Here is a 21,894-nt window from a genome sequence, read left to right as displayed (position 1 = left end):
TTCCTGTAAAGAAAAGCACGTCCTTTTTTCTATTTCATAGAAGAGTCTCGATCCGATGTTGCCTTGGGAATCAAACGAGCCTTTCCCAAAAAGACGGTCGCCAGTAAGCCGACACAAACGAAGACAAAGCCTGCAAAAAACACGGTTTGAAAGGAATGGCTAAGCAGACTGCCCAGTACACTGACCCCGATCGTCCCGCCAATCGAACGGAAAAATTGCGAAGAAGAAGATGCAACTCCCCGATTAACAGGATCGACTGATCTCACCGCGGCAGTACCAAGCGTAGGGTAGACGGCGCCCATCCCCAAGCCGATGACAATCAAATCCAGAACAATGACAGAGGTGGGAGTATCCATATCGATCAGCTGCAAAAGAAAGAATCCGCTGGCCATCACAGCCAGACTCGGCAGGAGAATCGTTCGATAAGATACTTTGCTTATCAAGCGTCCACCGATGCTCGAGGTGACGACCGTTGCGAGCATCAGCGGGGATAACAGATAGCCGGCTTGAGAAGGACTTAGCCCGATCCCGCCCTGAACGAACAAAGGAATATACGCAATTGCACTGAACAGCGCCGCGCTGACAAAGAATCCAGAGATGTTTCCAAACGCAATGGCAGGTAGCTTGAACAAATGGAGCGGAATGATGGGCTCCTTTGCTTTCGTTTCTAGCCATAAAAACAGGGCGAGAAGGATGGTGCTAGCACTCAACATTCCGATCGTGCGCGGAGATTGCCATTCACTCGGAACTCCCCCTTCCTGCCCATTCCCTATCAGGACCATAGCCAGTAAGAGGGAGATGACAGCGCCACTAAGTGTAACAGCTCCCATCCAGTCGATGGATCGTTTCTCGTTCCCTTTCTTTTCTTTCAGCGAAAATGCCAGCAAGAAAAAAGCAGGAATGCCGATCGGAAGGTTAATGAAAAAGATCCATCCCCAATGCCATTGCTCGACGATCGTTCCCCCAATGGCAGGACCCAGGACACTCGATACAGCGAATACGGCGCTAAACATCCCTTGAAACTTTCCGATCTTTTCGGGTGGATAGATATCTGCAAGGATCGTAAAGGCAATGGGCATTAACGTTCCTGCGCCAAGCCCTTGAATGCCTCGGTACACAATCAGCTCGGTCATCGTTTGAGCAAAACCACATAAGGCGGAACCAGCCAGAAAGAAAAACAACCCGATCAAATACATTTTCTTGCGTCCAAACAGATCAGCCGTTTTTCCGTAAATCGGCATGGAGGTAGTAGAAGCTAACATGTAGATGGCAAACACCCAGCTATATAGGGAAATCCCTCCCAATTCATTACTAACGCTGGGCATTGCAGTGGAAACAATGGTCTGATCGATGGATGACAAAATCAACCCCAATAAGAGACTGGTCGTGATCAGTCGTACATGACGTGCGTCGCTGGACATAACAAAACGCTTCCTTTCCTTTGCATCATGCAATGCATTATTAGCTGGCCCGCGGAAGCAGCAGATAAAATATATCGAGAAATCGAAAAAAAGAGTAGACTTATTCTTTTCTTGAAGTTATCCTATAGCTAGAGAACGCCCCAGATGGGGTGTTCTTTTTTTGTTTGAGCGAGTCATTCTTGCGAGTTTTTTGTGGTTTCTTTTTTTCGGGCAGATGCTAGATTCCCGTCACAGGCTTGGCGCCGCATGATGAGGACGAATATTCGATTGCATGCCCGGAAACGGGAAATCAAGGTGCAAAAGGCGAAGGCAAAGCACCGAGGGAAGTAAAAGATCATAGTTTATACCCGGAGTCTCATTGCGATTGGCGTCGCGATGGGGCTATTTCTTCGTTTTGATGAGCTGTGATCGTTCCCCGATCCTTTTCGTTTTGGTAGCATTAATGTGATCCTGGGGAGGAAGGTGAAGGGATAAGAATTCCCTTTTGCTAACTTTAGTTGGGTTATTTTTCTTGAGGCGCTTGGTAGAATAGCTTGGTTGGAATAAGAAAAAATTTACATAATGTGACCGCGGTTACAGAATTGTGAGAATGTCGATCGTATAATCATCGAGAGGTAATATCGTTATTCGCCAATCATTTTTCGTAAAAAGACAACAGGGGAAGACACCGAACTTGGTTAGTTTGATAGAGGAGAGAGGAGTCTTATGAAAAAGCATATTGCACGTCTACTTGTTTTTACTTTGATCGTTACTCTGTTCCCCACTATTTTCTTTCAGAAAGAGGCGCGAGCTGCTGAACAGGAATCGCTGTTACAGCTTAGGCCTGAAGCGGACAAGTTCGTTGACAATATCGAAGGCTATCCAGATGGAGATCCGGAGGGAGGGGGAGCGCAGGGTAATTTTCTTTATATCGGTTATGATCCGGGGTTCGGGGATCAGAAGGGAGCCATGCGATATAATTTCGGGTCGATCCCGCAACATGCGAAGATTACAAAGGCTGTTCTGAATATGAATATCTTAGGAACATCAGGTGCAAGCACCTTTGTAAATGTTTTTGGGTCAGAGGATATAAACTGGTTGGAAGATCGCACCTTAAATTTACCATGGAAAAATAGTCCGGTTTTCATGAATTACCCCATCTCTAAAGTTGGCAGGCAAAGCATCGATGTAACCCAGTATGTAAAATCAAAGCTTGGGGAAGGGAGAGATAAAGTAACGTTTGTTTTGGAAGGGAACGATAATTCGCAACTCAGCAAATATTTTTGGATCAAAGATAGCAAAGTCAATGATCCAAATGTAAATACTTATCTGGAAATCTCCTACAATGTCAACACTCCACCTACAGACATCGCGTTGTCCAGCAGCTCCATCCAAGAAAACAGCCCAATTGGCACGACAATCGGAACACTCTCTGCCACTGATGCAGATGCAGGTGAGACCTTCACCTACTCATTGGGTGGAGTGGATGCAGCAGCATTTACGATAAGTGGAAACGCCTTGAAAACGAACACTCCTCTAGACTATAAAACAAAAAATGCTTATTCGATATCCATCCAAGCAACTGATTCGGCAGGCAACACGCTTGTCAAACCCTTCACCATCAATGTCACAAAAGTATACAATCCACCCGTTGTTACCGGAGTCGTTGATGGAGGAATCTACAATCATAATGTCACGGTTACCTTTGACAGTGGGACAGCCACGGCTGTACTGAACGGCAGTCCTTTTACCAGCGGTTCCACCCTTAGCGGTGAAGGCCATTATACTCTGATTGCGACCAGTGATGGTGGCGATACGACAACCATACAATTTACAGTGGATAAGACAGCACCGACAGCAACGATAATGATCAACGGCGGAGCAGCCTTTACCAATAATACCTCCGTGACCCTAAGCTTGACCGTGTCGGATTTAACAAGTGTCGACATGGCTTTTTCCAACGACGGTGTGACATGGAGTGCACGAGAACCATTTTCTGCGAATAAGGCATGGGTCCTAACCAGTGGTGATGGGGACAAAACGGTTTACGTGAAGCTGATAGACGCAGCCGGTCACGAAACGATTGAGACGGATAGCATCATTCTGGACCAGATAAAGCCAACAGGAAGTATCCAGATCAACAATGGTGCTAGTCACACATCATCGCGTCAAGTATTGTTGAGCCTTTTTGCAAGCGATGGACATCAAATGGAGTTTCGTCTATCCAATGAAGATGGCAACTGGACAGCTTGGTCTTCCCAAATCCCATTACCGGAGTGGACGCTGACAAACGGAGACGGGCTGAAAATTGTTACGATGGAGGTACGCGATCAAGCAGGCAATGTCGGTTCCTTCTCTAAAAGCATCACGCTGAGTACAACAGGACCTATTGTAACAGGAGTAACCGATAGCAGCATCTACAATTCGGACGTGACGATTACCTTCAATAAAGGCAGTGCGAAGTTGAATGGTGCAGATTTCACGAGTGGTACCACGGTGTCGCAAGAAGGAAGATACAACTTGATCGTGACCGATACATCAGGTCTTTCCACAACCGTTCACTTCACGATCGATAAAACCCCGCCAAGTGGAAGCTTTACGATCAACAGCGGGGCTGCTACTACCAGTTCCACTCGGGTTACCCTGACCATCACAGGTACAGACACACAGAGCCAAATCGAAATGCGCATGGCCAACGAAAACGAAGCGTGGAGCAGCTGGCAGCCTTACACGCCATCCACCGCATGGACCTTGCCAACTGGTAATGGAACAAAAAAGGTTTTGCTCGAATTGCGAGATGAGGCAAATAACGTCACTGCTTTGCAAGAAAGCATTGAGCTGCGCGTGTATAATCCACCATCACCGACTCCGCCGACGACCATACCTGTGAAGGACGTATCGCTTGATGAGAGCTCGTTTACATTGGCTATGGGCGAGACGAAAAGGTTAAAAGCAACTGTCTTTCCTGAAAATGCTACCAATCAATCCCTCACCTGGTCGAGTAGCGATCCACGAGTGGCAAGTGTAGACGAAGAGGGCGAAGTTACAGCAAATAGAGCGGGCGAAGCTGAAATCACTGCTACGACCAAGGACGGACAAAAAACGGCCTCCTCGACGGTCAGTGTGACGAAAGAGGAAGAAGCAGATGGAATGTTGGAGGCTTCGGAATCTGCTCTCTGGCTACGTCCCGGAATTACGACAACGATCAGCATTTACAAGAAGGATGGTAGCAAGAGAAGAAATATTACCAAAGATCCGGATGTTAGCTATAGCACAGACAATAGCCTCGTCACTGTCCAGAACGGTCGCATCAAGTCGGGCAAAAAAGAGGGCGAGGACTTCATCACGGTAAGCTACCAAGGGGAAGAGCTGACCATCCCTGTTACCATCTCCAAGAAAACCATCCGCTCCATTTTGGTGACTCCAGGAGACAAGGCAGTTCTGGAGGACGGCGAATACAGGCAGCTACACTTGATTGCGACTTTGAGTGACAAAGGCAGCCAAGACATAACCGAGCTTGCCAACTGGTCTTCGAGTAACCTGGATGTAGTAGAAGTGACGGCTGAAGGGGAAATCATCGCCGGAAAACCGGGCAAAGCTATCGTGACAGCCGAATATGGCTACAAAAAAGTAACGGTACGCATTCTGGTCGTGAAGGACAAGGAGAAGTTCGAAAAGATCAAGATCGCTCCTTCTTCCTTGAATCTAAAGGAAAACGACTCCACGATGCTGGACGTGTATGCTGTTTATGAAAGAGTGTATGACGAACGCATCAACGAGGTAGTAGAGTGGGAGGTTGCAGACCCGGAAATCGCTACGGTAGAAGATGGGAAGGTGACCGCTCACAAGAAAGGCAAGACCACCATTTCTGTGAGCTACGGAGGAAAGACGAGTAAAATTACCGTAAACGTCAGAGGATACTGAAAAGAGGCTGTCTCTTACGTCGAATGACGTAGAGACGGCCTCTTCCTATTGAGCAAAGAGCCAGATCAATCAGTCGACCCACACACGGCGAATACTGGGAGAATCGTTTTCAAAGGAAAGCTGGTACACATCCGGATTGGAGAGGGCTTCCCATTCCTTGAACCCGATTTGGTCATCGAAATGCTTGAGAAGAAGTGACATCAGGTTGCCGTGGGATACGACGACCGTGTGTTGACTCGCTCCATGTAACACCTCGTGGATCACACTGCTCACTCGACTCATGGCAGTCCGACTGGATTCTCCGCCAGCGTAAAACAAGTCCAGATCGTCGTAAGTCTTGCGAAGCATCTCGTACCAGTCGGGAAGATCCTGAGCAGACAAAACTCTCTCCGTCAATCTTTCATCCAATGAAATGTCCAGTCCTAGCTTGTCGGCCAAGGGTTTGATCGTGCGATGAGCCCTCTCAAAAGGACTAGAGATGATAGAATCGATCTCCTTTCCTGAGAAGAACTCTGCGAGCTGCTCTGCTTGCTTCACCCCAAGCTCAGTCAACGGAGCGTCAGGCTCCTGCCCGGTTGCTTTGCAATGACGAACGAGATAGATATGCTTCATAGCGGGTATTCTCCTTTACACGGAAGTGATCATCCATCTACGCCTGCTGGGAAGAAAGCTAGCCTCACAGGTCGCTTTTAGAACAAATTCTTCTACATATCCTGATTAATCCCTGCATCATTCACGAGCGCCCCCACTTGGCTCACATCGTGTAAAGGTCAAGAATAAAAAAAGATAGAGCATCAGCGATTTTTACTGACGGCTCTATCCTATTCGAAGTTGGGCTGCCTTATCTAATCAAACTTATACGTCCAGAAACGCTCTGTCCCAAAACGGTCCTGAATTTCTTTGGACGTATGATCTGTACTGTTTAACAGCTCAGCGACCTGGAACTGGGAACGATGCGCAAGAATGGATTGTACTTTTTGTGGCAAAAACTCTTTTACATCAACGAGTACATCCGGGTGCCCGATCCCCTGCTCCAGATTTTTGGCAAAAGCTATGCAGTGAACAGTAGGTCTCTCGTCTTTGGGAAGTCTTGCTACTGTGCGAATCACAGCGGCTCCGGTCGCATCATGGTCTGGATGAACGCTGTAGCCCGGGTAAAAGGTAAAGATCAGCGACGGACGCACTTCTTTGATAATGTCATTGATTTTAGCGTCCAGTAGATCCTGATCCTCAAACTCGATTGTCTTATCGTGAAAACCGAGCATTCGCAAATCCTGTATGCCGATTGCACGACACGATTCTTCCAGCTCACCCTTGCGAATGGACGGGAGCGTCACGCGTGTGGCAAAAGGCGGAATTCCCATATTACGACCCATCTCACCAAGCGTCAGGCAGGCATAGGTGACTTGAGTACCGTTCTTTATATGCTTGGCTAACGTCCCCGATAAGCCAAATGCCTCGTCATCCGGGTGAGGCAGCACAACAAGAATATGTCGTTCCATAGAAACATTCATCTCCTCTTCCCTCTAAAAGGGCTGCCGGCTTAACTGCAAGGATACGATCAATTTGCCCTGACTGTCATGACCTGCCATGATCAATCGCTCTGGTTCCGTTTCTTCGTAATGAGTCAACCCTTCGGAGTAGACCCATCCATGCTCCATCTTTAAGCCAACCCGATACGGTCCACTTCCGGATATCGATCCGTGAGAAAAGCGAATGATGGCGTTGGTGATGAAGGTTGCAGCTGGATGCTTGGAGCTATCGAAATGGGCGGCATAAGCTCCCGTAGTCATCTCGAGATGGATATACAGATCTTGATCTTTGAGATCATCAATTCTACGCTGTACTTCCGATTGATTGATAAGCTGCATCTTGGTGCCCCCTTATCTGAGAGTTAGGAACAGCGACCTACTGCCTCTAAGATTAGAAAACCTCTTCTCTTATGTCAAGACAACAGGAGGGGAGAAGTGTGGGGGATGGAAAACATTGTATAAAAATTCCTGGCAGGAGGATACTACGGAAAACGCAATGTAGCAGAGTTTAACATCCTCCCTGTTCGAGGTCTAATTATGAATAACGGTTCGGTGACTTTTTTTCAGGCAGTCTGCATGCTGATGCTTACCATAGGATTGATGAGCCATGTTATTGTCATTCCCGTCTTGTTGGATGCCGCGAAACGTGATTCATGGATCTCAGTTCTGTTAGCAGGTGCCTTCTTTATCGTCTGGAGCACTCTACTCTATTCGGTTGTTGCGAAAACCCGTCAGCAAAATCTGTTTCTTTTATTGAAAAAGGCCTATCCTTCTGCCATCTCCTACATGTTAGCGGGCATTGCATGCGTCTATTTGTTCGTGATGTGTGCGATCACGATGAGAGATACCATTACGTGGATTCATGTCGCTTTTTCCCCGAAAATGCCTATTTTATTTATTGCGCTTCTCTTGGCGTGTATATGCTTGGGCAATGCTTATTTGGGCATTCGCTCGATTGCCAATACAGCTGCCATTTTTCTGCCGCTTGTCATTGCGCTGGGTTTTTACGTGATGACCGCCAACTATACGCATAAAAGCTACATTCTCCTAAAGCCATTTCTGGAATACGGGATGCTCCCCGTGTGGAAAGGCGTGGTCTTTGTAGGGGCAGGCTTTGTTGAGCTGATCATTCTTTTGTTTATGCAACAGCATATTCGGGTCAAGTATTCGCTTCTGTTGCTGCTCATGCTTGTGCTCATTTTAATTGGGCTGACTTTTGGACCGGTCACGGGAGCCATTTCTGAGTTCGGTGTGGGAGAATCAGAAAAGCTGAGATACCCTGCCTACGAAGAATGGCGCCTGGTCAATATTGGCCGCTACATTGAGCATATGGATTTCTTGAGTATTTACCAATGGTTTTCGGGAGCGTTTATTCGAATGTCTCTCACCATGTTTCTCATCGTCGACATTTTACGGATTCAAAGCAACGGCAAAAGACTGTTCGTCCTAGCAGTGTTGTTTTCCCTGTTGATTGCTGTTTCTGTTCTGCCTTACAGTGATAACGATTTTCTGGATGTGCTCACCGCCTATCTTCTGCCACTCATGTTTTATGTCATGGTGGGCTATTCCTTGGTTATCGTGGTGTTGGTAAATTGGGCGAGTCGAAGGAGGGGGATGAATGATGCGGAAAAAAAGGGTGAGTGATGTATTTGTCCCAAACGAGCTTCCTTCATCCATACCTCATGATCATCCATTGAGCGAAGAATATTTTCATCAATTGTTTGCCTTATGTGGAGATGTGAATGTCGATACCATTACTCTTCCCTTGCAGGAAAATCAGCAGAATCCGTCTGTTGTTACCTTCATTTATTGCGAAGGCATGTGCAATATCCAGCAAATCGACCAAGTAGTGATTCCCCATGTGTTCAAAATGAATACGGAAGTTCCCCGATTCCAGTCCGATGACATTCAGCAATACAGTCAACTATTACTGAAGCCGTTGAGAGACGAAAGAGATCCGAACCTCATTATCAAGTGCGTCTTTAGCGGGGATGTGCTGCTCTTTTTTCACTCCCTAAACAGATTATACGCTGTGGATCTCTCCAGCCCGCCGCAACGGAACCCCGAAGAAGCCAATACAGAGGTCTCTGTCAAAGGTCCGAGAGATGGGTTTACCGAGGAAGCTCACATCAATGTTGCCTTAATCAGGAAAAGATTAAAAACGAATCGGTTGGCGGTGGAACAGTACAACCTAGGCGAGGAGACCGAGACCAAAGTCAATCTGCTGTATCTTACTCACACCATCAATCCAGAGACATTATCTGAAATTAAAACAAAGCTTTCCCGACTAAAGGTAAAGGGAATTGTCAGCAGCACACAGCTGGAGGAAATGCTGTCAAACGGCCGCATTCCTTTGTTTCCTCTCTTTGAGTATACAGGCAGGCCCGATTTTGCTGTTAACTCCCTGCTGCACGGTAAATTTATCCTGTTCGTTGATGGCTCACCTACTGCCACGATTGCTCCCGTTACATTGACTTTTTTATTTAATACTCCGGAGGATATCCATTCGTATTTATGGTATAGCGCGTTTACCCGGTTCATGAGATTGTTTGGATTCGTGATTGCCTTGTTTCTGCCAGGTTTGTGGGTTGCCCTGATCACGTATCATCAGGATCAGCTTCCTTATACATTGGTGGCTACCCTCGTTCTATCCAGGCAGGGCGTTCCTATTCCTGCACCACTGGAAGCGATCGTCATGCTGCTTTTATTTGAGTTATTCCGTGAAGCAGGCATGCGTCTTCCTATGGCTTTTGGCCAAACCTTATCCGTAGTAGGCGGGCTGATTATCGGTCAGGCTGCCATCAGTGCAGGCTTAACCGCCCCAGGAATATTAGTGGTAGTGGCGATTGCGGTTCTATCCACCTTTTCCCTCGTCAATCAGGATCTCGTCGGTACGGTGAGCTTGCTGAGGCTCTTAATCTTAATTATTTCAGGTATTACAGGGTTGTTTGGTTTTTTGATAGCAGTAGGAGTGATTGTGTTGTATCTGACCAATTTACGGTCGTTCGGGGTCTATTATATGGAACCGCTCTCTCCTCCGAGCTTTCATGATCTATGGAAAGTGATCTTTCGAATTCCGTTGGGAGCGTGGCTTAAAGCACCTAGAATGCTGCAAAAAAACAGTTCCAACGAGGAGAATCCAAAGTAGTTATGCATAAACTCCGCTGCATTCTCATCATAGTGTTGATCTCTGCCATGGTAAGTGGATGCTGGGGCGCCAAGGAAATCGAGCATTTGATCTATGTCAATTCCATCGGTGTAGATTACGTAAAGGGGAAATATGTGTTTTATACGCAGATTATCAGCTTCGGCAATATCGCCAAACAAGAAGCAGGAGGGCAACGCCTCCCTCAAGCCATTTCAATCGGTAAAGCTGAAGGGGAGACTATTGATCAAGCCATTTTTAATCTGTACTCCACGACCCAGCAGCGATTGGCATGGAGTCACGTCAAAGCAATCGTTTTCTCCGAGGCAGCTCTGAAGCAGTATGGGGTCAATCAAATGCTGGACGTGATCGACCGCTATTATGAATTCCGTTACACGATATGGACTTTTGCAACCAATGAGCCGATAGAGGAAATATTTAATGCCCAGCCGATTTTGAATATCTCTGTACTTTATTCCCAATTGAACGATCCGCAGGATATTTACAGGCAAAGCTCAGTGGTTGCCCCGCTATATCTATACAAGTTTATCTGGAAATGGAAAGAGAATGGACAAACGGTGCAGCTCCCCTTGTTGAACATCAATAAAGAACAATGGACAGAAAATAAGAAAAGGCACCCAAAGTTGATCATGGATGGTGTCTGCTTCTTGCAAAACAAAAAGCTGAAGCAATGCCTCAGGCGCTCAGATGTCATGGGTTTGCGCTGGCTAGATAAAGATACGAGCCGTGCTGGGCTAATGGTTCGCCATAAAGGGCGTATCGTGGCGACTCTTACCTTGGAAGATATCAAGCCCGCTATTATTCCTAAGGTGGACAATGGCAAAGTAACCTATCAAATCAAGGTAAAAGCACAGGCAAACATGCCCCAATTGGTTAAGGCCATACCGGAAGAAAAAATAAGTGAGTATGCAGAAGAAAATATTTCGGAAGAGATCAGGCACACCTATTCCTTGGGTCTAAAAACCCAGACGGACGTTCTTCAATTATCAGATGCTTTATATAGAAAGTACCCAAAGGAATGGCACAGGCTTACAAAAGAGGGAGAATTACCTCTCGACAAAGGGATGATTTCAACTATCGATGTCAAGGTCGAGATGTTCAGTGGAAGTATGTCTAAAATAAGGGAGCATTAATCTGAGGAGGAGGTTCGTGATTGAGCCCCCTTTTTTTGCAAGGTATTTTAATAAACATATTTGTTTACAAAGTGCGGAAAATGGGGTATTTTGAGAGAAATGGGTAGTTGATCCAATCACAGAAAGGCAAGAAGGGGGAGATAATGATGAAAAACTATATGATCTTCGGAGCAAGCAAGGGATTAGGGGATGCCTTTGTAAAAGGATTGCCCGAGCCGGGAGACAACGTGTGGATCGTTTCAAGAAGTCAACCGCGCAGTGTAGGAATAGAAGATGGCGTATATCGACATTGGATTGAAGCCGACTTATCATTATCTGCTGCAAGTGATCAGATAGCTGCTGCTCTAGAGGGCGCTGTGATTGATGTCTTGATCTACAACGTGGGGATATGGGAGAAAGAAGGATTTCGTGAACACTATGACTTCGAGAAAGATGATCCCGAGGAGATAGCCAATATGATCCGGGTTAACGTCTCTTCACCTATTACATGCATCCAAAAACTATTGCCCAATCTCAAAAAATCGGAACATGCAAAAGTCTTCTTAATCGGTTCGACGGCAGGACTAGACAATACGAATCATCAACAAGTGACCTTTGTAGCATCCAAATTTGGGTTGCGAGGTATTGGCAATGCTTTACGGGAACATTGCAGGAAATATGGGATCGGCGTGACGTGTATCAATCCGGGCGAGATTGCTGCGGAGGTTCCTTACGAGGAAGGAGCAGAAAAAGCGATGTCTTTGTATGAGGGCACGCGAATTCCCGTACAAGATATTGTTGCCTTAGTAAAATGTGTAATAAATCTGTCCAAGGCGTCATGCGTGAAGGAAATCCATATTCCTGCAATGCTTGATACAAATGCCTAGATACTAAAAAATGGGTAATTCTTGACTTCCTCTACTCATCCTGATAAGATAACTCCAAATTCACTAGGGAGAGATGTTGATGTTGGCGGTCGTTCTTAACTAATCAAATTCCATAGAAGAGGCTTTTTAAAAACTCATGAACAATTTGCTATGTTAGCATTGTTTATTTGTTATGCCTCGGAATTAGTTAAGAACAACGGATATCAAACAATGCCTTAGGTATTGCTTATTTATGTACCCACATCCGTGCTGAGTTCAGCGCGGTTTTTTTATTTTTGGGGCTTATTTAGGTAACGAAAAAAAGGGCGGAGAATGACGTTTGTTCATTCTCTGCCCTTTTTTATTTTCTAGATTTCAGCATGAAGGGAGAACGATCGAATGAAAAACTATATCGATATCGCAAGTGCACATATACGTCTGGAAGAGGGGACTCCCGTCATCGAACAGTTTTTGCTCGAATGCTATATGAACCCGGGAATCTCAACAAAGGAGCTGGCTCGTGCTACGCTGTTACCTGTACCTATAGCCGCTGCCATCAAGAAGGAGCTGATCAAGGCAGGGGCTTTGACGCAGGCCAACGGCGTACATTGCACGGTAGAAGGAAAGGCTTGGATTGAGAAGGAATGGGGTTTTAGCGGCATCAACAAGAATCTGTACAAAGAACTCATGGCGAATGGGGTAGAAAGCCATCCCGACTTGGCCGACACTTTGGTTGTGCTCCGAGACATCATGAGCCTGCGTCCACAAGTAAACGTACAGATCGATCAATCAAAATGTACCGCGGAGACAAGTCTGCGCCGGGCCATTCTTTGCTTGAAACACCACTCTTTAGTTGGAAAGAAGATTTTGTGTGTCGGTGATGACGACCTGGTCAGCGTGTCGATCGGTTTGCTTTTGCAGCGCTTATTTCCAAATGGAAGACACCAGAGGACGGCCATTCATGTTACTGATATTGATGAGCGATTTTTAGGTTACATTCGTGAAATGGCAGAACGAGAAAAGCTCCCGATACAGTGTCATCATCACGATTTGAGGCAGCCGTTACTAGAACACATGCATGGGCAGTATGACTGTTTCTTCACCGATCCGCCCTACACCTTGCAAGGGATGACCCTATTTATTTCTCGTGGCATTAGCGCCTTAAAGCAAAGAAAAGGATTGCCGATCTTTTTGTCATTTGCCCATAAGTCACCTGCTTTCACGCTTGCGATGCAACGCGAGTTTATACGGATGGGATTGACGACAGGCATGACGATCCCAAGTTTCAACGAGTATGAAGGAGCGGAGATGATCGCCAATCGGAGCCAAATGATCATTCTCAAAACGACCGATCAAACCACCCCTGAATGTACGGATGTATTCGTAGATGCGCTATACACGGGGGAGGTGAAACGAACGCTTCGGATTTACCGTTGCAAACAGTGTGGGAAAAAGGTAGAGGTAGGGATTCAGGGGGATGTTTCTACGATTGAACAGCTCAAAAATCAAGGCTGTCTCTGCTGCAAAAATGATACGTTTGACATGCTGGAACGCTCGTAAATACACAATTGAAGGAAAAAGAATAGGAGAGGTTAACGATGATGATCACGATCAGAAATGAGCGAGCGGAGGATTACAAAACGACGGATCAAGTAGTGAAAAGCGCATTTGCCGATATGGAATTCAGCGATCAAAAAGAGCATGAACTGGTGGCTCGAATCAGAAAGGATTCTGGGGCATTCATCCCCGAGCTGTCTCTCGTCGCCATTCATCAAGAGAAAGAGATCGTGGGGCATATTCTTTTATCGAAGATCAAAATCAACCAAGAGAATCAAAGTGCAGAATCACTTGCACTTGCTCCCGTGTCTGTCTTGCCGGAGTATCAAAGTAAGGGGATAGGCAGGATGTTGATTCTCGAAGCACTACAAAAGGCAAAAGAGCTTGGATATCCTTCTGTTGTAGTACTGGGGCACCCAGACTATTATCCGAAGCTCGGCTTTCAAAAAGCATCTTTGTGGGGAATAAAAGCGCCTTTTGAAGTGCCGGACGAAGTGTTTATGGCCATAGAGCTGCGGGAACATGCTCTGGAGAATGTTTCGGGGGTTGTGGAATATTCTCGTGCGTTTTTGGAGTAAGTGCCAGGATAGCTACCAACAACGAAACCCCCTTCACGTGACTCGTTCGAAGTACAATTACATTCTACATGACACGAAATATGATACTATAGGCCTATGATAATGTTAAAGCTTACCAGTGAGTAAACATCATTGAACGACTCAGGAAGGGGATTTATTGTTTTGAATTATACTGTCTTTGAAGCTTTATCCATCCTATTTGCCTTATTATGTTTTGCGCTTGTGTATTTCATATTTACGAGGTTTCTAAATCCTCGGAACAAAAATAAATGGCAAGATTGCAAAGTATGCTCTAAGGAAATTGCCTCTTCTGCAAACAACTGCCCTCACTGTGGCGCGAGTCTTCGATTACATCCGCTCATTAGATTTTTACTAGGTCTAATTTTATGGGGTGTGACAATATTCATAACGATTATCGGATTTATTTTTCTGAAGACATTCATATCTGCTTTACCTTATATGTTCGGGTAAAAAGAAAGAGAGGGGCTATCCGCCCCTCTTTACTATTTCAGCCCATTTCTGCTATTCGTTTTTCTTAATCAACAGCGAAACTGCCTCCACATGTGTTGAGGTGATAGGGAGTACAGTCCTAGAAAAGAGGAATGATATCGGCTCAGAGAAAACTTATCTTTCCTGACCATAATTGTCAGTGAAGTTGGTTTACTATTGATTTATACAAAAATTTACGAGGAGGGAATCACTTTGAAGGAAGTGTTAATTTTTATAACGGATGGTTTTGCTGATTGGGAGGCAAGTTACGTCAGTTCAGAGCTAAACAAGCCAGGCACAGGATATCGTGTAAAGACAATCGCGATTGATCAGGAACCCAAAGTTTCGATGGGTGGATTAACGGTCCTTCCAGATTATAGCGTAAAAGAATTCAATCCGAAATTCGATATCGCAATGTTAATCATACCTGGTGGAACGCAATGGAGAGAAGCAAAGAATCAGCAAGCAAAAGTAATTGTTGACTATTGTGTTAGCCAGGATATTCCTGTTGCAGCCATCTGCGATGCTACCACTTTTTTGGGAAACCACGGATATTTGGATAATCATAGACATACAGGCAATACGTTACCTTATTTGAAGCAAGGAGCTCCGAATTACAGAGGAGTTCAACATTATGTAGATGGTCAGTCTGTCCGTGACGAGAATCTAATCACCGCGAATGGAAGCGGTGCATTGGAGTTTTCAAGACATATCTTGGAGAGATTGGGTGTATTAGAAGGCGATGGATTGAATGAATGGTACGAAATATTTAAAAAGGGCTACTTTCCCTCATAACATTTTAGTCTGATAGGAAAGCACGAAAGCATACACGTTTGGGTGCTTTCCTATATATTCAGACACTCAAATCAGGTCAAGTCTCACAACCGCCTCCATATGTGTAGAATAAGTAAAATTGACATAAAGAAGTATCAAAACTATAAGTAGAATACACAATAGCAAATTAAGGAATAAAAAAACCAGGAGGGTATCATGGGAAGATTAGTTCATTTCGAAATTCATGTAGATGACATGGGGCGTGCTAAGAAGTTTTATGGAGAGGTATTTGGGTGGGCATTTGAAGATTGGAGTGATTATGCTGGAATGCCTTATTTTGGGGCTGTAACTGGCGATGTGAACGAGCCTGGAATTAACGGAGCTTTGATGCAACGTCAAGGCGCTTCCCCAGAACCTAGCAAGGCTTTGAATGGTTATGCCTGTACAATGGGAGTGGAAGATTACGATTCAACTGAAGCAAAAATTCTAGAAAATGGAGGCAAGGTCGCCCTTCCAAAGTATGCTCTGCCTGGAATGGCGTGGCAAGGATATTATATTGATACCGAAGGCAACATTTTTGGTATTCATCAGCCAGATGCGAACGCAAAATAGAATTTTCCTATGTTTGAAGAAAGAGAGTACTTCAAAAGCGGTACTCTCTTTCATTTGGTAAAGACTAGTATGCTTTGTAAGAATGAACATAATTTTTTTATTGTCTTACAAGCAACGCACAGCACTCCACATGACTCGTATGTGGAAACATATCCACCGGCTGCACGCTTACCAGCTCGTACTTCACCATCAGCTTCGCAATATCTTTCGCCAGCGTAGAAGGATTACAGGACACATAAACAATTCTCTCAGGCGTCACTTCCAACAAAGAGCGAATCAAAGCATCATCGAGCCCGGTCCGCGGTGGGTCGACCACGACAACATCCGGTCGTACCCCTTGCTTGGCCCATTTTGGCATGAGTTTCTCTGCGTGCCCTACATGGAAGCTGGCATTCCCGATCTGATTGTGTTCTGCGTTGCGTTTCGCATCGTCTACCGCTTCGGGGATGAGCTCGATCCCGCGCACCTCACGCGCGAATGGCGCCAGCCACAGCCCGATGGTGCCTGTCCCGCAGTACAGATCCAGCACGAGCTCGCTGCCCGTGAGTCCAGCCGCAGCTTTGACCTGATCGTACAGCTTTTTCGTCTGCTCCGGATTGAGCTGGAAAAACGCGCGGGCGGAAAGGGCAAAAGACAGATCGCCCAACTTCTCTGCGATCGTCGGCTTGCCCCACAGCGAAGTGGTTTTTTCACCAAAGACGAGAGAGGTTTTCTGCGCATTCACATTCTGGGTGATGCCGACGAGCTGCGGGAGTCGCGTTCGTAGCTCCAGGATCAATTCCTTCACACGTGGGATTTCTTTTGTTGCCGTTACGAGTGTCAGCTGAGTCTCGCCAGTCCCAAAGGCGACACGTGCCACAATGGTACGTATGACACCCGTGTGTTTGCGCTCGTCATAGACAGGGATACCCAGCTCTTCGAGAACCTGCTTGGCGCTCTGCACGATCTGGCTGGTCGCATCGTGCTGTACCTGACAGCCTTCCAGGTTGACTAGCTTGTGGCTTCCTGTCTGATACAAGCCTGCGATGAGCTTGCCGTCCTGCTTCCCGACCTGAAATTGAGCTTTATTGCGATATCCCCACGGATTGTGCATACCGATTGTGTCCGCGACAGGGGGATTTTCCAGACGAGCGTACTTGCGCAGCGATTCGACCACGATCTCCCGCTTGCTCGCGAGCTGCGCCTGGTAATCCATGTGCTGCAAGCTACAGCCACCACATTCTTCGTAGACAGGACAGGGTGGGACGGTCCGTGACTTCGACTTTTCCACGACGCGTAGCAAACGGCCCAGCGCGTACTTTTCTTTGACCTCTGTCACTTCGGCATGCACGACTTCGCCAGGCAAAGCTTTATCTACAAATACAATTTTTCGTTTGAAATAGCCGATCCCTTCGCCATTGATGCCCAGACTCTTGATCGTCAGGGTCATTTGCTGGCCGACACGGATGCTGGCGTCTTGTTCCTTTTGATACGGTTTCATCTGTTCCGTTCTCCTCATCGATGAATTGTCCTCCTATTATAGTTGATATTGGTCGAGGATGCATGCTGGCAGGCGGCTTCTGGTGCAGGGATTTCTTCACAGATAATGGCAACTTCCTACCAAGGCTTGTTTTTGTTATAATAATGCGGAGAATTCATGAGGGAGTTGTGACGCTAGATGCAAGAGCTATTTGAAAAAATGAAAGAATATCTCAACATGGATACTGAGATTTCCTTTGACGAGTTTGACGATTATTATAAAAAGGTAGTTGCGTTCCTGAACGACAACTGGACAAGCCTGAATGAAGACGACACCATGCATATGCTGTTCGTCCTCGACAACCTCAAGTCCAATGGGGAAGATCGTGCCAAGCGCAAAGTGAAGGAAGCAAAGAAATATGCGAAAATGTCACAACGCACCGAGATCTGGGCAAACGCTCTGATCAGTCGCCTGCGTGAAGCTGGCTTGAATGACGAAGAGATCGGCAAGCGTTACGAAGCGATCTACGAAGCCGTTTAAGGAGTACCATCTAACGAAGAAAACGCATGAAGGATGTAGCTGTATGAGGCAGCTGCATCCTTTTTTCTTTGGCCAAATCAGGTAGCGCACTGACTGTCCGCTCAGCACATTCTCTTTGACAACGGTTCCTTTCAACAGATATAATGTGAAAAAATTTGAATGTTCGATCGTCTTTGCGTTGATGAGGAAGAGTAGGAGCAGTGAGCAGCGTTCAGAGAGCCTTCCCCCGAGCTGAAAGGATGGCCGCCAGCCTGTTTTGAAAATCACCTTGGAGCAGTGTCCTAGAAAAAAAGGGGTGTGGTTACCCGCCGTGAGTAAAGGACAACGGATTCGTCCACGTTACCGGACGGGAGTTCCTAGGTGAACTTCTCGAGTCTGTTTTTCGTGAGGAAAGCAGAACAGCTGAGTGGTACCGCGATGCTCTCGCCTCAGCCAGCCATGCGTGAATAGCGCTGCTGGCATGGCGAGGGCTTTTTTACTTGCCAAGATGTGGATTCAGATCAGATAGATACAAAAAGAAACAGGAGAGAGGAGCATCACCCCCTATGCAGACAGTCACAACAGTGAGAGTCGAAGAGATCGTCGTTGCTAATCATGCATTAAAGGACGTAGTGGACAAAACGCCACTGCAAAAGAACAAGCAGCTTTCCGAGCGGTACGGCTGCAACGTGTATTTAAAACGCGAAGATCTACAAGTCGTGAGGTCGTTCAAGATTCGCGGCGCGTACCATTTCATCCACAATCTCTCCATGGAAGAGAGGGAGAGAGGTGTCGTCTGCGCCAGTGCGGGCAACCATGCCCAAGGAGTAGCGTTTTCCTGCCAGCATTTGCAAATCCAGGGTACGATCTTCATGCCGACGACGACGCCACGGCAAAAGGTATCTCAGGTAAAGCTCTTCGGCGGCTCGTACGTAGAAGTAGTGCTGGTCGGAGATACCTTTGACGATTCGTTTGCAGAAGCGATGAAATATTGCCTGCAGGAAGAGCGCACGTTTGTGCATCCGTTCGACGACCCGTTAGTTGTTGCGGGCCAAGGAACGGTCGGGCTGGAAATCTTGAATGATATGGAAGAGCCTGCTGATTTTGTTTTCGCCAGTATTGGCGGGGGTGGATTGGTGGCTGGCGTCGGGACCTACGTAAAAGGAGTAAGTCCTGCTACTCGTGTCATCGGTGTGGAGCCAGCAGGCGCGCCTTCGATGAAAGCGGCACTGGAAAAGGGTGATGTGGTGACGCTGGATGAGATCGACAAGTTCGTGGATGGAGCAGCGGTGAAACAGGTCGGTCAGCTGACCATGACGATCTGCAAGGATGTACTGGATGACATCGTGCTCGTACCGGAAGGAAAAGTGTGCACGACCATCCTCGAGTTATATAACAGCAGTGCCATCGTAGTCGAGCCTGCTGGTGCTCTGTCGATCGCGGCTCTCGATCTGTACCGGGAACAGATCGCGGGCAAAAACGTTGTCTGCGTCATCAGTGGGGGAAACAACGATATCGACCGGATGCAGGAAATCAAAGAACGTTCACTGTTACATGAGGGACTGAAACACTACTTTGTGATCAACTTCCCGCAGCGAGCAGGGGCATTGCGGGAATTCATGGAAAAGGTTCTTGGACCGCATGATGACATTACACGCTTTGAATACACGAAAAAGAATAACAAGGACAACGGGCCAGCCCTGGTAGGCATTGAGCTGAAATGCCAGGATGACTACGGGCCGCTCGTGACGCGAATGAAGCAGCATGGCATCCGCTACGTGGAAATCACCAGCGATCCGTATCTGTTTAATCTGTTGATTTGAGGCTGTTGTGTTACAACAGATTAAGAAAATGCAAAAATGTATGAATACAGCGAAAATAAAAGCAAACAGCAGAAATCAGGAGCGAGAAAAAGATAATTCGGCGTAATGTATTATAACAAACTTTTATAAAACAGCCGCTGTTGTAATACAATACAGTTACTAACACAACAGGGGGTTTTAACGATGACGCCGATCACCACTTTTTTTCGCAACCTGGAAGCAAAATGCTGTGCTGCTTGCGGTCAAACCATCCATGAGCAGGCAGAGTCGTATGCGACAGAATGCTCCACATGCCAGGAGAAAATGAGCTACGACGCTTACAAGTTCTACCACCAAAAGAAATAATGAGGATGAACCATATATGAGGGGTACCACATGGTGAGCAACCAGCGGGTACGCCTTTTTTGTTTGTGTCAGTCAGATAGTTTCGGAGAAGGAAATGACGGAAACTTCCAGAAAGAGTATAGGCTCATCGACAGGCTGGGAGGAGGAGACATTTTGAATATCGTACCATTTACTTGCGATCTGATTGATGAGGCTGCAAAGCTATTGGCCAGGCGCCATCAAAGAGATCGATTGGCTGCTCCTGTACTGCCCTCCCGTTTTGAAAGCGAACGGGTTGCCGAGCAAGCCATTCGTGCGGATTGGGAAAAAACAGTGGCAACTGGAGTCGCCGCTATCGAAAAAGGTTCCCTTATCGGGTATTTGTTTGGGGGAAAAGCCGAGAATCCAACCAGGGGAAGGCATGTATGGGTGAGCCTGGCCGGTCATGGTATAGCGGGTGATCAACATGCCGAATTGTACAAAGATTTGTATGCAGCCGCTTCGCAGCGCTGGGTGGATGAGGGATACTTTGCCCATTATTCACTTGTACCTGCCAATGACACTGCGCTGGTGAATAGTTGGTTTTGCCTCGGCTTCGGGCATGAACAGGTCCATGGTAGCCTGCCTCTCCACTCGTTCCATGAACCAGTGGTCGCCGACATGCGGGTGCCAAATGTACAGCTTCGTCTAGCAACCCCAAAGGATCGCCAAGCAATGGCGGAAGTCTCTCAGTTGATTCGAACGTTCCAAGCGGCGGCACCGACTTTCGGGGTGGCATTGCCCGAAGATGCCCAAAAGATTCGAGACGGGTATTCGCAGTTGGTTGACGATCCTGACGTTGATTTGTGGCTGGTAGAGAAAGAAGGACAGGTTCTTTCCTTTCAGGCCTATTTTCCAGCCGAAGAAGAGCCTTCCGCCATGCTGGTGCCGGCAAATGGCATTGAGTTGGGTGTCGCAGCGACGGAGCCAGAATATCGCGGACTGGGCTTCAACCATGCTCTCACGCAACATGGCCTCATGCATGCGAAGGCAAAAGGCATGGAGTACGTCCTGACAGATTGGAGGATGACCAATCTTCAATCGTCAAGGTTCTGGCCTCGCCAAGGTTTTTTGCCGATCGCATACCGCTTGTCTCGTTTCATCGATCCCAGAATTGCATGGGCAAGAGGATAACGGATAAAAGAAGAGGAGGATGTATCAATGAATGCAGCTACGACGATAAAGGAATTGTTTCAGGCCTCGCAGGCAGGCGACAGTAGGAAAGTAAAAGATTTGCTGGAAAAGGATACTTCACTTGCAAATACTGAAAATGAAGAAGGATTGACACCACTGGGTTACGCTGCTCATTTTGGGCACGTGGATGTCGTGCGTCTCTTGTTGGAAAAAGGTGCAGACGTACAGGCTGTGTCCCACTCGAAGATTGCATACATACCGTCCAATACGGCTCTGCATGCAGCGATAGCGGGTGAGGGGGATGTGGAAGTCGTTGGACTTTTGCTAGCGAGTGGTGCCAAAGCCGATACGTTTGACAGTAACGGACACACCTGTCTACATACCGCTGCTTTCCATGACGAGCATATCGAAATCATCCGGTTGCTGATCGCACACGGGGCACAGGTAAATGAACCCGCGAAAAACGAGGGTCGACAAACGCCACTGGCGCTCGCTTTAGGAAAAGGAAATGCACACGTCGTAGAGCTTTTGCGCCAACATGGTGCTGACTAAGGCATACAGAAGCCGCTGGGGCTAGTCCGCAGCG

Annotated in this window: 19 protein-coding genes; 14 read left to right on the top strand and 5 right to left on the bottom strand. The window is 46.9% G+C overall.

What is annotated here, in order from left to right:
* Positions 1-29: 29 nt before the first annotated feature.
* The gene (locus tag AN963_RS26475) at positions 30-1,421 is read right to left on the bottom strand and encodes an MDR family MFS transporter (protein ID WP_055747488.1); all 1,392 of its coding nucleotides are present in this window, start codon (positions 1,419-1,421) and stop codon (positions 30-32) included.
* A gap of 705 nt (positions 1,422-2,126) precedes the next feature.
* On the opposite strand from AN963_RS26475, the gene AN963_RS26470 reads away from it, so the two are divergent.
* Entirely contained in the window at positions 2,127-5,324 is a 3,198-nt protein-coding gene (locus tag AN963_RS26470) for an Ig-like domain-containing protein (RefSeq protein WP_055747487.1), read from the top strand.
* 69 nt (positions 5,325-5,393) lie between these two features.
* Here AN963_RS26470 and AN963_RS26465 read toward each other — a convergent pair whose 3' ends face one another.
* The 3 genes from AN963_RS26465 to AN963_RS26455 form a co-directional block, all read right to left on the bottom strand.
* Positions 5,394-5,936 carry a histidine phosphatase family protein gene (locus AN963_RS26465; protein ID WP_055747486.1) on the bottom strand — a complete coding sequence of 181 codons (543 nt, stop codon included), beginning with the start codon at positions 5,934-5,936 and terminating at the stop codon, positions 5,394-5,396.
* A gap of 233 nt (positions 5,937-6,169) precedes the next feature.
* Positions 6,170-6,826 (bottom strand): bacillithiol biosynthesis deacetylase BshB2, encoded by a 657-nt coding sequence (gene bshB2 / locus AN963_RS26460; RefSeq protein ID WP_055747485.1) that lies wholly within the window; start codon positions 6,824-6,826, stop codon positions 6,170-6,172.
* A gap of 24 nt (positions 6,827-6,850) precedes the next feature.
* Positions 6,851-7,195 (bottom strand): YojF family protein, encoded by a 345-nt coding sequence (locus AN963_RS26455; protein ID WP_055747484.1) that lies wholly within the window; start codon positions 7,193-7,195, stop codon positions 6,851-6,853.
* A gap of 198 nt (positions 7,196-7,393) precedes the next feature.
* Between AN963_RS26455 and AN963_RS26450 the strand changes: the two genes are divergently transcribed.
* From AN963_RS26450 to AN963_RS26415, 8 genes are all read left to right on the top strand, one after another.
* Entirely contained in the window at positions 7,394-8,500 is a 1,107-nt protein-coding gene (locus AN963_RS26450; protein WP_055747483.1) for an endospore germination permease, read from the top strand.
* Positions 8,475-10,004 (top strand): spore germination protein, encoded by a 1,530-nt coding sequence (locus AN963_RS26445; RefSeq protein WP_236708095.1) that lies wholly within the window; start codon positions 8,475-8,477, stop codon positions 10,002-10,004. The genes AN963_RS26450 and AN963_RS26445 overlap by 26 nt, the downstream gene beginning before the upstream one ends.
* 2 nt (positions 10,005-10,006) lie before the next feature.
* The gene (locus tag AN963_RS26440) at positions 10,007-11,155 is read left to right on the top strand and encodes a Ger(x)C family spore germination protein (RefSeq protein WP_055747482.1); all 1,149 of its coding nucleotides are present in this window, start codon (positions 10,007-10,009) and stop codon (positions 11,153-11,155) included.
* A 146-nt stretch (positions 11,156-11,301) separates the two neighbouring features.
* Positions 11,302-12,021, top strand: coding sequence for an SDR family NAD(P)-dependent oxidoreductase (locus AN963_RS26435; RefSeq protein WP_055747481.1), 720 nt, complete (start codon positions 11,302-11,304; stop codon positions 12,019-12,021).
* A gap of 378 nt (positions 12,022-12,399) precedes the next feature.
* A complete protein-coding gene (locus AN963_RS26430; RefSeq protein WP_055747480.1) occupies positions 12,400-13,560 on the top strand; it encodes a bis-aminopropyl spermidine synthase family protein in 1,161 nt (386 codons plus the stop codon).
* A 41-nt stretch (positions 13,561-13,601) separates the two neighbouring features.
* Positions 13,602-14,135: a GNAT family N-acetyltransferase gene (locus AN963_RS26425; protein ID WP_055747890.1), complete on the top strand. Its 534-nt coding sequence runs from the start codon at positions 13,602-13,604 to the stop codon at positions 14,133-14,135.
* Positions 14,136-14,837: 702 nt separating this feature from the next.
* A complete protein-coding gene (locus AN963_RS26420; protein ID WP_055747479.1) occupies positions 14,838-15,419 on the top strand; it encodes a type 1 glutamine amidotransferase family protein in 582 nt (193 codons plus the stop codon).
* 195 nt (positions 15,420-15,614) lie between these two features.
* Complete coding sequence (locus AN963_RS26415) at positions 15,615-16,010, top strand: VOC family protein (RefSeq protein WP_055747478.1); 396 nt, start codon at positions 15,615-15,617, stop codon at positions 16,008-16,010.
* A 97-nt stretch (positions 16,011-16,107) separates the two neighbouring features.
* On the opposite strand, the gene rlmD is transcribed toward AN963_RS26415, so the two are convergent.
* Positions 16,108-17,490 (bottom strand): 23S rRNA (uracil(1939)-C(5))-methyltransferase RlmD, encoded by a 1,383-nt coding sequence (rlmD, locus tag AN963_RS26410; protein WP_055747477.1) that lies wholly within the window; start codon positions 17,488-17,490, stop codon positions 16,108-16,110.
* 177 nt (positions 17,491-17,667) lie between these two features.
* Between rlmD and AN963_RS26405 the strand changes: the two genes are divergently transcribed.
* The 5 genes from AN963_RS26405 (at position 17,668) to AN963_RS26390 (ending at position 21,860) form a co-directional block, all read left to right on the top strand.
* On the top strand, positions 17,668-18,009 hold the full coding sequence (locus AN963_RS26405; RefSeq protein ID WP_055747476.1) for a hypothetical protein: 342 nt from the start codon (positions 17,668-17,670) through the stop codon (positions 18,007-18,009).
* A 545-nt stretch (positions 18,010-18,554) separates the two neighbouring features.
* Positions 18,555-19,811, top strand: coding sequence for a threonine ammonia-lyase IlvA (gene ilvA / locus AN963_RS26400; protein WP_055747475.1), 1,257 nt, complete (start codon positions 18,555-18,557; stop codon positions 19,809-19,811).
* A 183-nt stretch (positions 19,812-19,994) separates the two neighbouring features.
* On the top strand, positions 19,995-20,156 hold the full coding sequence (yhfH, locus tag AN963_RS30610) for a protein YhfH (protein WP_083497066.1): 162 nt from the start codon (positions 19,995-19,997) through the stop codon (positions 20,154-20,156).
* 153 nt (positions 20,157-20,309) lie between these two features.
* Positions 20,310-21,308 (top strand): GNAT family N-acetyltransferase, encoded by a 999-nt coding sequence (locus AN963_RS26395; protein ID WP_055747889.1) that lies wholly within the window; start codon positions 20,310-20,312, stop codon positions 21,306-21,308.
* Positions 21,309-21,335: 27 nt separating this feature from the next.
* Positions 21,336-21,860 carry an ankyrin repeat domain-containing protein gene (locus AN963_RS26390; RefSeq protein ID WP_055747474.1) on the top strand — a complete coding sequence of 175 codons (525 nt, stop codon included), beginning with the start codon at positions 21,336-21,338 and terminating at the stop codon, positions 21,858-21,860.
* The last annotated feature ends 34 nt before the right edge of the window (positions 21,861-21,894 follow it).

It is taken from the genome of Brevibacillus choshinensis, assembly GCF_001420695.1.
Classification (GTDB): domain Bacteria; phylum Bacillota; class Bacilli; order Brevibacillales; family Brevibacillaceae; genus Brevibacillus; species Brevibacillus choshinensis.
Note: the sequence above shows the minus strand (reverse complement) of the source record. Positions and strands in the feature narration are given on the sequence as shown.